Here is a 12,864-nt window from a genome sequence, read left to right as displayed (position 1 = left end):
TCCCTCCGTCGTCAGTGCCTACAGCGTAATAGATTGTCAATTCCGAAAAGAAAACGAGGACCCGGCATGTCTGAACTTCCCGATCCCCGGCTGGTGTTCGCCTTCGAGGCGCGGGTCGACGTGGCCGAGACCCGGCACGTCGGCCGGGGGCCGGACGAGGTCCTGATGTTCACCCCGATCACCGGCGGCACGGTGTCCGGCCCGCGGCTCACCGGCCGGGTGCTGGCCGGCGGCGGGGACTGGTCGACCACCCGCGGGCAGGTCACCGAGCTGGACGCGCGGTACCTGCTGGAGGCCGACGACGGCACCGTGATCGACATCCGCAACCGGGGCTTCTGGCGGGCGGCACCGGAGGTCGAGGCGCGGGTCGAGGCGGGGGAGGACCTCCCGGAGACCGAGTACTACTACCGCACCAGCCCGATCTTCAGCACCGACGCCCCGGCGCACCGGTGGCTGGCGTCGTCCGTCTTCGTCGGGCTGGCCCGAGGCGAGCGTGGCCGGGTCTGCATCCGTTTCTTCGAGGTGCTCTGATGACGCTCGAAGTGCAGCGGACCGGGCCCGGCCCGATCTCTCCGGCCGCCACCCAGTACATGGTCCGGATGCGGGACGGTGTGCGGCTCGCCACGGACGTCTATTTACCGAAAAATCCGGACAAAATGCCCGGCCCTGTAGTGCTCACTCGACTGCCCTACGACAAGTGCGGCGAGTACACCTTCATGCCCCGGGTCGCGGCCTACTTCACCGCGCGTGGCTACACCATGGTCGTCCAGGACGTGCGCGGGAAGTTCCGCTCCGAGGGCGAGACGCTGCTCTTCGTCAACGAGGCCTACGACGGGTACGACACCCTCGACTGGATCGTGAACCAGCCCTGGTCGGACGGTGTCGTCGGGATGTGGGGCGACTCGTACTACGGGTTCACCCAGTGGGCCGCCGCCTCCACCGGGCACCGGGCGCTGCGGGCCATGGCGCCCCGGGTCACCGGCACCCGCCTCGGCGAGCTGCCGGTCCCGGCGCCCGGGCAGCGCACCCACGACGTGGAGATGTCCGTCCACCGGTTCTACCCGCTGAGCATGTTCCACGATCGGGACATGCTGGACTGGCAGATCGACTGGACCAGGCGGCCGCTCGCCGCCCAGGTCGAGGAGTTCTTCGAGACGGTCGGCAGCCGGTCCGCCTCGTACGACCTGTGGTTCCCCTACCCGGTCAGCCTGCGCCGCTTCCCGGCCGGCAGCCCGTTCGACGCCCCGGCCGTGCCGGTGCTGATGACCATCGGCTGGTGGGACAACTGCGCGCCGTGGCAGTGGTCCGACCACCGGGAGATCGCCGGTAAACCGGCCTGGGCGCGGAACGAGTACCTGCTCCTGGAGGCGATCGACCACGAGAACCACAGCCACTTCGAGCTGGATCCGCTGGTCAGGACCGCCGACTCGGACGCGGCGCTGCCCCGGTACCTGGATCCGGCGATCGAGTTCTTCGACGTGTTCCTGCGCGGCGAGCCGACGGAGATCCCGCGGGTGCGCTGGCAGCTCGCCGCTTCCGGGGACCCCGGACTGCGTTCCGACGTCGCCTGGCCGCCCCCTGCGTCGTACCGGAAACTGTTTTATCCGGTCGATGCCGGAGCGGCCGTGGGTGACGCGCCCGGTGGGGTCCTGGCGGACGAACCCGGGCGCGCGGAGACCGCGGTCTGGACGCACGACGCGGCCGACCCGGTCCCGTCGCCGGTCGGGGACGCGTTCGGGTTCCTCGCCGAGTACCCCGACGAGCGCGCCGCCGCCGACCGCCCGGACGTGCTGGTCTTCACCGCGGCGCCGGTCACCGCGCCGCTCGACCTGGCCGGGCCGATCACGCTGGACGCCGTCGTCGGCTCGGACGGGCCGGAGATGGACGTGTTCGCGCGGCTGCTCGACGTCGCGCCGGACGGCAGCGTGCGGCTGATCGCCCGCGGACAGCAGACGGTCATCCGGCCGGGCGACGCCTTCCCGGTCACGGTCGACCTGGGGCACACCGGATACCGGCTGAACCCGGGACACGCGCTGCGGCTGACCCTGGCCGGCAGCGACGCGCCGGAGTTCGTCCCGGCGCCGGGCACCGGCGAGCACCGCTGGCTGGCCGTCAAGACCATCCCGAACCAGCAGCGGATCCGGCTCGCCGAGACGCGGCTGACCTGCACCGTTCTTCCCGCTTGAGGAGCACCTTCATGGACAACCTGACCGCCACCGAGATCGCCGACGGGGTGCGCAGCGGCAAGTTCACCGCGGCCGCCGTGGTGGAGGCCCACCTGGCCCGGATCGGCGAGGTGAACCCGCAGGTCAACGCCGTCACCGTGGTCCTCGCCGACCGGGCCCGGCAGGCCGCCGCGACGCTCGACGAGCGGATCGCCGCGGGCGAGGACCCGGGCCCGCTCGCCGGGGTGCCGATCTCGGTCAAGGAGAACATCGACCTGACCTGGTCGGCGTCCACCTCCGGGCTGCCGTTCGCGGCCGGCAACATCCCGCCGGCCAACGCCACCTTCGTCGACAAGCTCCTCGCGGCCGGTGCCATCCCGGTCGCCCGGGGGAACATGCCGGACATCGGGCTGCGCTGGGACACCGACAACGACCTGTTCGGCCGCACGCTCAACCCGTGGGACCCGGCGCGGGTGCCGGGCGGGTCCAGCGGCGGCGACGCGGTCGCGGTGGCCACCGGCATGGTCGCGGCCGGTCTCGGCAACGACTACGGCGGCTCACTGCGGCTGCCCGCGCACGCCGCCGGGATCACCGCGCTGCGCCCCTCGGCCGGCCGGGTGCCCGGACCGACCCGCGCGGTCGAGCCGCTCCCGCTCTCCCTCCAGGCGATGGCGGTGAACGGCCCGCTCGCCCGCCGGGTCGCCGACCTCGACCTGCTGTTCGGCGTGATGCACGGCGCCGACGACGTCGACCCGCTCAGCGTCACGGTCGCGCACCCGTCCGGTTACGACGGGCCGCGGCGGGTCGCGGTCACCGTCGACCCGGCCGGCTGGGGCGTCGACCCGCAGGCCGCGGCATCGGTCCGGGCGGCGGCGTCGGCGCTGGCCGCGGCCGGCTGGGAGGTCGAGGAGGTGGAGCCGCCGTCGGTCGACCGGTGCGCCACCCTCTGGCGGCAGCTCTCCTCCACCGAGAACGCCCCGATGCTGCTCACCCCGGGCGTGTTCCCCGGGCCGCTCTCGGCGGGCACGGTCCAGTACTTCAGGGACAACATCGTGGACGTCGCACTGCTCGACACCTCGGCCGCCTATCAGGGCGCCTGGGCGGAGCGGTTCGTGCACGCGGCGGCGTGGCGGGCCTTCCACGCGCGGTACCCGATCGTGCTCGGCCCGGTCACCACCCAGCCGATGCCGCTGATCGGGTTCGACCTGTCCGGCCCGGCCGCCGCCACCGACCTGTGGCGCGCCCACCGCCTGCTGGTCACCGCGAACTTCCTCGGCCTGCCCGCGGTCGCGGTCCCGACCGGGCTGTCCGGGAGCAGGCCGCTGGGCGTTCAGGTGATCGCCCGGCTGCACGGTGAGCACATCGCGCTGGCCGCGGCCCGCGACATCGAGGCCGCGTTCGATCCGATCACCCCGGTCCGGCCGCGCTCCTGACCGCTTCCGGTCACGGTCACATCCCTTTCCCGTACGGCGTCAGCCTGGCGCCGTCCGGATAGGATCAGGTCCCGTCGATGCCTGTCGCCTGGAGCCCGCCGTGACCGTGGCCGACCCGCCCGCACAGCCGTCCACCGCGGTGACCGTGCCGTCCCTCGTGGAGTCCCGTGCCGACCTGGACGGCCTGGGCGATCTGGTCGCCGTCTGCCGGCATCCGAACAGTCGCATCTACGCCGTGATCTTCTGGTTCTACTGCCTGGCGCTCGGTGTGTATCCGCTGGTGCTGGCGCTCGGCGCGGCCTTCGTTCCGACCGGGCCGGACGCGCATCGGCCGGCGTGGTGGATCCTGCTGCCGGTCGGCCTGGCCGGTGCCGGGGTCACCTATTTCGTGGGCCGGCAGGCGATCGGGAACGTGACCCGGCGGGCGCTGTACCTGTATCGCCGGGGCTATGTCGAGACCAAGGCGACCGGGCGGATCCGCCGGGTGCGGCGCTGGCCGGACGTGACCGCCATGCGGCGTGCGCAGGACTACCGGGTGCAGCTGACGGTGCCCGCCGAGCAGGCCGGCGGGGCGTACGTGATCCGGCGGGTCTACGGCAGCCGGCGCCGGGTGCACTATCCGCAGCAGCTGAGCCGGGAGATCGTCCGCCCATTGGACGAGCGCCTGGTCACCGTGCTGGTAGAACTCGACATCGAGGACCACCAACCCTGACCCGGCCTCTATTCCGCCCCATGTACCCGCAGCGCCGCTCCCTACCGCCGCTCCGCTCCCAGCTGGCGCTCACCGCCCCATCCACGCCCGTGAAAGGGCCACCAGCTCCAGCCAGCTTTGCCGGGCTGGCGCTCACGGCCCTATCCGCGTCCGGGATAGGGCGGTCAGGTCCAGCTGGGTTTGTTGGGCTGGCGCTCATGGCCCTATCCGCGTCCGGGATAGGGCGGTCAGGTCCAGCCGGGTTTGTCGGGCTGGCGTTCATGGCCCTGTCCGTGTGCGGGGTAGGGCGGTCAGGTCCAGCTGGGTTTGTTGGGCTGGTGCTGGTGGCCCTGTCCGTGTGCGGGGTAGGGCGGTCAGGTCCAGCTGGGTTTGTTGGGCTGGTGCTGGTGGCCCTATCGGGGGCTGGGATAGGGCGGTCAGGGCCAGCTGGGGGTTGGGGGCGCGGCAGTTTCTGAGGGTGGGCGGGCCTGGCGGGCTCCGCCCGGCGCGGCCTCGCGGTCTGGCACCGGGATCACCGCGCGCTTGGCCACGGGACGGGGCTGGTGCGGTTGTGGGGCACGAGATCGTACGAAATCGGGGTGGAATTGACCGGGAGTGATCGGCGGACCGTGCGTCAGGTGAGGCTCTGCCAGGCGGTGATCAGGGTTTGGCGGAACTCCGCGGACTGCGCTTCGGTGAGTTTGGTGGTCATGCGGGACTCCAGCTCACGGACCGGGTCGGCGACGGCGGTGAGCAGGGCGCGGCCCTCGTCGGTGAGGTGGAGGAGGAGTTCGCGGCGGTTGGCGGGGTTGCGTTCGCGGCGGATGAGGGAGCGCGTCTCCAGGGCTCGGACCATGTCGGCCATGGACTGGGCGGTGACGAACGAGTCGCGGGCCAGCTGGGCGGCGGAGAGGCCGTCGTGGCGCTCCAGGACGGTGAGTGCGGTGTATTGCAGGGCCGTGATGCCGTGGCCGCGCACCAGCTCGTCGAGGCGGGCGCGCACCGCGAGTTCGAGCTGTTTGACCAGGTAGAGCAGGGATGGCATCGGGGTTCTCCGTCCGCGAGCAGATGCTGAGAGATTACCCCATTGACAGGAAACCTGATCAACAGGAATCCTGTTGATCGAAGGCGGCGCGCGGGTCGAGGGGCTGCGGGGCCCGGACCGCGCGCCGCCACTTTCCCCAACGGTGATCCCCGTGAGAGGTTGAAAAGTATGGATCTGAGCGGCAGGGTTGCCCTCGTCACCGGCAGTGGGCGGGGCCTCGGTCTGGCCTATGCCAAGGCGCTCGCCGCGGCCGGCGCGTCCGTCGTGGTGAACGACGTGGACCAGGCGGCGGTCGATGCCGCGGTCGCCGAGATCCCCGGAGCTGTCGGCGTGGCCGCGGCCGTCGGTGACACGGAGAGCGCGGAGAAGCTGGTCGCGGCGGCGGTGGAGGCGTTCGGGAAGCTGGACGTGCTGATCACGAACGCCGGGATCCTGCGGGACCGGGTGCTCTGGAAGATGACCGACGACGACTTCGACGCGGTGATCAAGGTGCACCTGCGCGGGACGTTCACGTGTGCCCGGGCCGCCGCGATCCAGATGCGGGCGCAGGGCACCGGCGGGCGGCTGATTCTGATCTCCTCGCCGGCCGGGCAGCGGGGGAATTTCGGGCAGACCAACTACGCGGCGGCCAAGGCCGGCATCGCGGCGATGGCCCGGACCTGGGCTCTGGAGCTGGCGCGCAGCGAGATCACGGTGAACGCGGTGGTGCCGATCGCGGCCACCGAGATGACCAAGACGATTCCGGCCTTCGCGCCGGTGATCGAGGAGGCGGAGCGGACCGGGCAGCCCTATCCGGCGTGGTTGCGGCGCGATGAGGGGCTCGGGACGGTCGATGACGTGACCGGGCTGATCACGTTCCTGGCTTCGGAGGGGTCGAAGGGGATCACCGGGCAGGCGATCGGGATCGGTGGGGACAGGCTGGCGCTCTGGTCGCATCCCGCGGAGAAAGCGGTCCGTCATCGGGACGGTGGCTGGTCCGCTTCCGCGATCTCCTCCGGGTGGGATTTCGATCAGGAGACCTACGGCATCCCGGCTCCACGGGTGCCGTGATGGATATTTCGAGACTTGTCGCCATTGATGTGCATACGCATGCTGAGGTCAGCAGAAGCGGGCATACGTCGCTGAGCCCCTCGCTGCTCGGAGCCTCCGCGGACTACTTCAAGGCGCACGGTCACCGGCAGCCCTCCATCGACGAGATGGCCTCCTATTATCGGGAGCGCCAGATGGCGGCCGTGGTCTTCACGGTCGACGCCGAGCACGCCACCGGGCACCCGCGGATCTCCAACGAGGAGATCGCGGCGAACTGCGCGGAGCACCCGGACACGCTGATCCCGTTCGCCAGCATCGACCCGCACAAGGGGAAGGCCGGCGTCCGCGAGGCGCACCGGCTGGTCACCGAGCACGGGGTGCGGGGCTTCAAGTTCCATCCCAGCATCCAGGGGTTCGCGCCGGACGACCGGATCGCCTATCCGCTGTATGAGGCGATCGAGGAGCTGGGCGCTGTCGCGCTGTTCCACACCGGGCAGACCGGGATCGGCGCCGGGGTGCGCGGCGGCGGTGGCATCCGGCTGAAGTACTCCAACCCGATGCTGGTCGACGACGTCGCGGTGGACTTCCCGGACCTGCGGATCATCCTGGCCCACCCCTCCTTCCCGTGGCAGGACGAGGCACTCGCCGTCGCCACGCACAAGGAGCACGTGTACATCGATCTGTCCGGCTGGTCGCCCAAGTACTTCCCGCCGCAGCTGGTCCGCTATGCCGGCAGCCTGTTGCAGGACAAGGTGCTGTTCGGCTCGGACTATCCGGTGATCACCCCGGATCGGTGGCTGGCCGACTTCGCCAAGCTCGACATCAAGGACTCGGTGCGCGACAAGATTCTGTTGCACAACGCCGCCCGTTTGCTATTCGGAGGAGACAGTAGATGACCACGACCGTGAACGGCTTGGACGAGCTCAAGGGCCTCGTCGGCAAGGACCTCGGTGTCAGCGAGTGGCTGGAGGTCACTCAGGAGCGGGTGAACACGTTCGCCGACGCCACCGGCGACCACCAGTGGATCCACGTCGACCCGGAGCGTGCCAAGGCCGGTCCGTTCGGCGCTCCGATCGCGCACGGCTATCTGACGTTGTCGCTGGTCATTCCGCTGTTCGGGGACCTGCTCAAGGTCGAGGGGATCAAGATGGGCGTCAACTACGGGCTGGAGAAGGTGCGCTTCCCCAGCCCGGTCAAGGTGGGCGCGAAGATCCGGCTGGCCGCCACGGTGGTCAGCGTCGAGGACGTGCCCGGCGGGACACAGAGCACGTTCGACTTCACCGTGCAGATCGACGGCTCGGACAAGCCGGCCTGCGTCGCGCGTACCGTCTACCGCCAGTACGTCTGAGGACCCCTCATGCACAACGCAGGGCTGGGTTCCTGGCCGGGGCGGCGGGCGGCCATGTCGCCCGGCCGCACCGCGCTGATCTTCGAGGGGCGGCGGGTTTCGTACGCCGAGCTGCACCAGCGGATCGCCCGGCTCGCCGCCGCACTCCGCTCGTCCGGGGTGCGGCGGGGTGATCGGGTCGCCTATCTGGGGCCGAATCATCCGTCGTTCGTCGAGACGATGTTCGCGACCTGGGCGCTGGGGGCGGTCTTCGTGCCGCTGAACTTCCGGCTGACCGCTGCGGAGTTGTCCTACCAGCTGTCGCACAGCGGCGCTGCGGTTCTGATCCACGCCCCCGGCTCGCCGGCCGTGACCGCGCCCGTGACGTTCCCGGTGGACGGCCTTCCCGCCGCGGATCCGATTTATCCGGATGAACCGGTCGGCCTTTCCGATGTGGCGGCGATCCTGTACACGTCCGGGACGACCGGGCATCCCAAGGGCGCCATGCTCACCCACGGCAACCTGGTCTGGAACTGCTACAACCTGCTGGTCTGCGTGGACGTGGCCAGCGACGAGGTCACCCTGGTCAGCGCGCCGCTGTTCCACGTGGCCGCGCTCGACCAGTGCCTGCTGCCGACGTTCCTCAAGGGCGGCACCTCGGTGATCATGCCGAGCTGGGACGTGGACGGCTGCTTCGACCTGATCGAGCGGCACCGGGTCACCTGGATGTTCGGCGTCACCACGATGTTCGCCGGGCTGAGCCAGTCACCCCGCTGGGCGGGCGCCGACCTGTCCTCGGTGCGCAGCCTGATGACCGGCGGCGCGTCGGTGCCGGAGGCGCTGATCCACCGATACCAGGAGCGTGGGCTGCTCTTCTGCCAGGGCTACGGGATGACCGAGACGGCGCCCGGCGCGACGTTCCTGGAGGCCCGGGAGAGCCGCGAGCACGTCGGGTCGGCCGGTCTGCCGGTGTTCTTCGCCGACGTGCGGTGCGTGCGGCCGGACCTGACCGACGCCGGCCCGGGCGAGCCGGGGGAGGTGCTGGTCCGCGGGCCGAACGTGACCCCGGGTTACTGGAACGATCCGGCGGCCTCGGCGGCGGCGTTCGTGGACGGGGAGTGGTTCCGCTCGGGGACGTGGCCGTGGTCGACGAGGCCGGGCACTTCCGCATCGTCGACCGGACCAAGGACATGTACATCTCCGGCGGGGAGAACGTCTACCCGGCCGAGGTGGAGGCGGCCATCTTCGAACACCCCGGGGTGGCGGAAGTGGCCGTGGTCGGGGTGCCGGACGGGAAGTGGGGAGAGGTGGGGCGGGCGTTCGTCGTACCCCGGCAGGGTTGCGCTCTGCAACCGGACGACGTGCCGGCCTTTCTGCGGGAACGGCTCGCCAAGTACAAGATCCCGGTTTACGTCGACGTGATCGACGAGTTGCCGAAGACCGGCTCGAACAAGGTGCGCAAAGGTCCGCTGCGGGCGCTGCCCCTTCCGCAGCGGTCATGAGAGCTCGGCTGACCAGGTCGGACCCACCATGTCACTGCGGCCAGGCCGTGGAGACGAGGGACGGAAGGACCTCGGCGGCGGGTCCGCGCAGATTCACTCGGGCGATCGGGTCGAGCGGGGTGGGCTGGGGGTTCACCTGGATCACCGCGGCGCCGTAACGGGTGGCCAGGCGGGGGATCTCGGCGGCCGGGTAGACCAGGCCGGACGTGCCGACGGTGAGCAGGACGTCGCAGGTGGAGGCGGCTACGGCGGCGGCTTCCAGGGCCTCCTGCGGGAGGGCTTCGCCGAACCAGACGACGCCGGGGCGGATCAGGCCGTCGCAGTGCGGGCAGCGTGGGGGGTCGACGCGGCGGCCCTCGTCCGGCTGGTCGCCGGTGGTGTCCGGGACGGGCGCCGGGCGGGTGCACTCGGTGCAGCGCGGGGCGAACAGGCTGCCGTGCAGGTGGGTGACCGACGTGGAGCCGGCGCGTTCGTGCAGGTCGTCGACGTTCTGGGTGAGGACGGTCAGCTCCGGGGTGTGCGCGGCCATCCGGGCGACGGCCAGGTGACCCTGGTGGGGGCGGACTCGCTGGACCAGTTGGCGGCGCCACTCGTACCAGCCCCAGACCAGGGCCGGGTCCTCGTCGAATGCCTGCGGGGTGGCCAGCGCCTGGGCGTCGAAGCGGGACCACAGGCCGGTCAGGGCGTCCCGGAACGTGGGCACGCCGCTCTCCGCGGACATGCCGGCGCCGGTGAAGACGACCACGTGGCGGGCCTGTCCCAGTAGTTTCGCGGCCTCGTTCAGGTCCATCGTGCTGCGCTCCTCATCCACGGGCGGGGCTCCCGCGTACCGAAGAAGAAGTGTGGCAGCGGCCCGGACCGGTCGCATCACCGTTCCCGCGGTGGGTCGTTTGAGGGATCAGACGGGTGTGGTGGAGGTTCCGTGAAGCGAGGGCGCCGGCTTCTGCTGGCCGTGGTGCTGGGTGCGGTGCCGCTGGCCGGGTGCGACGGGACTGCGACGGACCGGCCGGGGGCGCTCGCACCGGTCTCGGAGAGCCTGCCGCCCGGGGCGTCGTGGCAGGCCGGGGCGGCACCGAGCCGGGGAGTGCTGGCGCCGGAGGATCCGGCCCGGACCGTGCTGCCCGGCGACGAGCGCCCGGTGGGCGGTGGGCGCGTGGACGCGGGGCCGGTGGGCAGCCGGCCCGGTGACGTGGGAGTGGCGGGCGGCGGGTCCGGGGATCGGGGGGATGCGGCGCCGCGAACGGGGGCTCCGGCGTGGGGAGGCCGGTCCGGGGACGGGAGGGCGGCGCCACGGGATGACCGTGCTCGTCCCTGGAATCGGGGGGTCATACCGGACCGGCAGGTGCTGCCGGACCCACCGGCTTCCCCGGCTCCAGCGGCGGGCACCGCCACATCGGGCAGCGATGTTCCCTCGAAGCCATCGGCGAAGCCGAAGAAGCGGGCGAAGAAGGCGCCGAAGCCGGCGCCGGCCACCGAGCCGGCGTCCCCGGTCGAGCCCGATCCGGCGGCGCCGGCCACTCCCGCGGAGGGTGCGACGGCCCGCGAGGAGAGCGTGGCGATGGCCGGCCTGGCTGCCGGGATGGCCGCGGCGGGAGGCTTGGGCTGCGGGGGCGTGGGGTGCCGTTGACTCGGGCCCGGACGGCCGCCGACTGGCGGGAGCGCCTGGACCGGTTCGGGGCGCGGGCGATGACCACGGTCGGCGACTGGATCGCGCCGGGTTCCCGGGCGGCGGCCTCGGAACCGCGGATCAGCGCCCTGGTCGCGCTGGTGGCCGTGGTCGGCGGCGTGCTGCCCATCCTGATCATGGCGGTGACCTGGGCGAGCAAGCCGGACCCAGTGGCACAGGAGACGTCCTGCGCGCGGTCCGGATACGTGCTGGCGGGGGAGCCGGACAAGGACCGGTATCGCCCGGAGAACCAGTGCAACGCGGCCGGCGGCGAGAACGTGGTCGAGCGTACCGGGACCGGCCGCTACCTGGTCACTTTCGCCGGGCTGGGGGAGGAGGGCGGGGTCGCCGAGGTGACGCCGGTGACCGGTGACGACCGGATCTGCACCCTGCCGGACTGGCATCCGGACGGCGACGACGAGCTGGTCCGGGTGGACTGCTTCGACCGGTTCGGGCAGGCGGCGGACAGCGGGTTCGCGGCGCGCTTCTGGCATCCGCGGGGCGGCGACGGGACGGCGGCCTATCTGCGGCTCGGGGATCCGGGGCGGACGAGCCAGACGATCGACGACGCCTACAGCTACAACTCGGCGGGCGGGACGAACTCGGCGGATCGCGAGGACGTCGGCTCCTATGTGGTCTATTTCGGTCAACAGACCTCCGGCGGCGGGACGGTGAAGGTGACCGCGGCCGGGGACGCAGCGACGGTCTGCGGCGTGGAGCGGTGGTCCGCCGACGAGGCGGGCCGGCAACTCGTGGTCCGGGTCCGGTGCCGCGATGCCGCTGGGCAGGCGGTGGACTCGCGGTTCGCGGTGACGTTCGCGGTGCGGGCGGGTGCGGCGGCCTATCTGCTGGCCGAGCATCCGGCGGAGCCCGAGTACACCCCGGCGGGTGGCTCGCAGTTCAACGGTGCGGGGCGGGCCAACTCGGTCACGCGGTCCGGGCCGGGGGAGTACCGGGTCGCCTTTCCCGGGCTGCCCGCGGGGCGGGGCGTCGTGCAGGTCACGAGCTATGCCACCGCCGCCACCTGTGTGATCTCCGCCGAGGATCACGAGCGCGTCGTGTGCCGGGATCCGTCCGGCGCCCCGGCCGACGCGCAGTTCGCCGCGATCCTCTGGCAGTAGTCAGACCGGGGCGGGACGCAGGACCAGGTCGGCGCAGCGGGCCGGGGCGTCCGGGAAAGGCAGGTGGCCACACCCGGGCAGCGGCACATGGCGCGCGCCGGGCAGCGCGGTCCGCGCCCGGAAAGCCTGCTTACGGTACGGCAGGACGGCATCCCGGGTGCCCCAGGCGATGGTGACCGGTATCCGGCTCAGCGCACCGTGATCCTGAAGCGCCCACGGCGTCAGGTCCCGGAACGCCGCTCGCGACGCCGAGAACCCCGGCGCTCCGGCCAGCGCCCGGGCGGCGGCGACGCACTCGTCCACGGCCAGCCCCGCCGGCTTGGCGTAGAACGGCGCGCACAACACCACCCGCCCCGCCCGCGCTGCCATCAGCCGGGGAAGCAGCGGATCCAGCGCCGCGCTGCCGGCCCGGGCGGCGCCGACCACGAACCGTCCCCAGCGCGCGCCGCCCGGCGGCCAGAACCCGACCGGCGAGAACGCGGTCACCGCGCGGGCCCGGCCGCGGCGGCCCAGCTCCAGGGCGATCCCGCCGCCCATCGAACTGCCGGCGATCTCCACCTCGTCGAGGCCGAGCGCGTCCAGGAAGGTGGCGACCAGGCCGGCCAGGTGCGGCACCGAGCCGGGGCGGACGCCGGGCGGCGGCGCGGGCCAGATCGGCGACGTGCCGAAGCCGGGCAGGTCGATCGCGATGACGTCGCGGTGCGGCTCCAGCAGGGGGAGCACCGGGTTCCACACTTGCCAGTGGCTGCCGATGCCGTGGATCAGCAGCAGGGGCGGGCCGGACCCGCGCCGGTGATGGGTCAGCGACGTCATCCGAGCACCATGCCGTCCGCCGGCCGGGAACGGCACCGTCGGACGGGTGGATTGGCGGTGCGGGCAAGACCG

General features: G+C 72.0%; 12 protein-coding genes and 1 pseudogene. 10 read left to right on the top strand and 3 right to left on the bottom strand.

Translation table 11 applies throughout. The annotated features are described in order from the left end of the window. The first annotated feature begins 66 nt into the window (after window positions 1-66). The 4 genes from Aiant_RS06815 (at window position 67) to Aiant_RS06800 (ending at window position 4,310) form a co-directional block, all read left to right on the top strand. Window positions 67-531, top strand: a complete 465-nt coding sequence (locus Aiant_RS06815; RefSeq protein WP_189335066.1) for a DUF3237 domain-containing protein — start codon at window positions 67-69, stop codon at window positions 529-531. Then, on the top strand, window positions 531-2,186 hold the full coding sequence (locus Aiant_RS06810; RefSeq protein WP_189335067.1) for a CocE/NonD family hydrolase: 1,656 nt from the start codon (window positions 531-533) through the stop codon (window positions 2,184-2,186). Before Aiant_RS06815 ends, Aiant_RS06810 begins: the two co-directional genes overlap by 1 nt. An 11-nt stretch (window positions 2,187-2,197) precedes the next feature. Continuing rightward, a complete protein-coding gene (locus Aiant_RS06805) occupies window positions 2,198-3,598 on the top strand; it encodes an amidase family protein (RefSeq protein WP_189335068.1) in 1,401 nt (466 codons plus the stop codon). Window positions 3,599-3,698: 100 nt separating this feature from the next. Next, window positions 3,699-4,310, top strand: coding sequence for a hypothetical protein (locus tag Aiant_RS06800; RefSeq protein WP_189335069.1), 612 nt, complete (start codon window positions 3,699-3,701; stop codon window positions 4,308-4,310). Between the two features lie 613 nt (window positions 4,311-4,923). Here the strand turns inward: Aiant_RS06800 and Aiant_RS06795 are convergent. Further along, on the bottom strand, window positions 4,924-5,334 hold the full coding sequence (locus Aiant_RS06795) for a MarR family winged helix-turn-helix transcriptional regulator (RefSeq protein WP_189335070.1): 411 nt from the start codon (window positions 5,332-5,334) through the stop codon (window positions 4,924-4,926). 168 nt (window positions 5,335-5,502) lie between these two features. On the opposite strand from Aiant_RS06795, the gene Aiant_RS06790 reads away from it, so the two are divergent. The 5 genes and pseudogenes from Aiant_RS06790 (at window position 5,503) to Aiant_RS45460 (ending at window position 9,192) form a co-directional block, all read left to right on the top strand. Next, window positions 5,503-6,384 (top strand): SDR family NAD(P)-dependent oxidoreductase, encoded by an 882-nt coding sequence (locus tag Aiant_RS06790; protein ID WP_189335071.1) that lies wholly within the window; start codon window positions 5,503-5,505, stop codon window positions 6,382-6,384. 29 nt (window positions 6,385-6,413) lie between these two features. Next, window positions 6,414-7,259, top strand: coding sequence for an amidohydrolase family protein (locus Aiant_RS06785; RefSeq protein WP_425322660.1), 846 nt, complete (start codon window positions 6,414-6,416; stop codon window positions 7,257-7,259). Then, entirely contained in the window at window positions 7,256-7,711 is a 456-nt protein-coding gene (locus tag Aiant_RS06780) for a MaoC family dehydratase (RefSeq protein ID WP_189335073.1), read from the top strand. Before Aiant_RS06785 ends, Aiant_RS06780 begins: the two co-directional genes overlap by 4 nt. A gap of 9 nt (window positions 7,712-7,720) precedes the next feature. Beyond that, a pseudogene (locus Aiant_RS06775) lies at window positions 7,721-8,707 on the top strand (AMP-binding protein); the annotation flags it as partial. Window positions 8,708-8,880: 173 nt separating this feature from the next. After that, a complete protein-coding gene (locus Aiant_RS45460) occupies window positions 8,881-9,192 on the top strand; it encodes an AMP-binding enzyme (protein ID WP_245006646.1) in 312 nt (103 codons plus the stop codon). 31 nt (window positions 9,193-9,223) lie between these two features. Here Aiant_RS45460 and Aiant_RS06770 read toward each other — a convergent pair whose 3' ends face one another. Beyond that, entirely contained in the window at window positions 9,224-9,982 is a 759-nt protein-coding gene (locus Aiant_RS06770; protein WP_189335203.1) for an SIR2 family NAD-dependent protein deacylase, read from the bottom strand. 827 nt (window positions 9,983-10,809) lie between these two features. Between Aiant_RS06770 and Aiant_RS06765 the strand changes: the two genes are divergently transcribed. Continuing rightward, window positions 10,810-11,979, top strand: coding sequence for a hypothetical protein (locus tag Aiant_RS06765; RefSeq protein WP_189335075.1), 1,170 nt, complete (start codon window positions 10,810-10,812; stop codon window positions 11,977-11,979). On the opposite strand, the gene Aiant_RS06760 is transcribed toward Aiant_RS06765, so the two are convergent. Next, complete coding sequence (locus Aiant_RS06760; RefSeq protein WP_229831138.1) at window positions 11,980-12,792, bottom strand: alpha/beta fold hydrolase; 813 nt, start codon at window positions 12,790-12,792, stop codon at window positions 11,980-11,982. Window positions 12,793-12,864: the final 72 nt, after the last annotated feature.

This window comes from Actinoplanes ianthinogenes (genome assembly GCF_018324205.1).
GTDB lineage: Bacteria > Actinomycetota > Actinomycetes > Mycobacteriales > Micromonosporaceae > Actinoplanes > Actinoplanes ianthinogenes.
Note: the sequence above shows the minus strand (reverse complement) of the source record. Positions and strands in the feature narration are given on the sequence as shown.

Excerpts from the sequence above, each read along its gene's own strand:
- Aiant_RS06770 (WP_189335203.1), bottom strand. The coding sequence starts at position 9,982 with ATGGACCTGAACGAGGCCGCGAAACTACTGGGACAGGCCCGCCACGTG.
- Aiant_RS06795 (WP_189335070.1), bottom strand. The coding sequence starts at position 5,334 with ATGCCATCCCTGCTCTACCTGGTCAAACAGCTCGAACTCGCGGTGCGC.
- Aiant_RS06810 (WP_189335067.1), top strand. The coding sequence starts at position 531 with ATGACGCTCGAAGTGCAGCGGACCGGGCCCGGCCCGATCTCTCCGGCC.
- Aiant_RS06815 (WP_189335066.1), top strand. The coding sequence starts at position 67 with ATGTCTGAACTTCCCGATCCCCGGCTGGTGTTCGCCTTCGAGGCGCGG.
- Aiant_RS06805 (WP_189335068.1), top strand. The coding sequence starts at position 2,198 with ATGGACAACCTGACCGCCACCGAGATCGCCGACGGGGTGCGCAGCGGC.
- Aiant_RS06790 (WP_189335071.1), top strand. The coding sequence starts at position 5,503 with ATGGATCTGAGCGGCAGGGTTGCCCTCGTCACCGGCAGTGGGCGGGGC.
- Aiant_RS06780 (WP_189335073.1), top strand. The coding sequence starts at position 7,256 with ATGACCACGACCGTGAACGGCTTGGACGAGCTCAAGGGCCTCGTCGGC.
- Aiant_RS06760 (WP_229831138.1), bottom strand. The coding sequence starts at position 12,792 with ATGACGTCGCTGACCCATCACCGGCGCGGGTCCGGCCCGCCCCTGCTG.
- Aiant_RS45460 (WP_245006646.1), top strand. The coding sequence starts at position 8,881 with ATGTACATCTCCGGCGGGGAGAACGTCTACCCGGCCGAGGTGGAGGCG.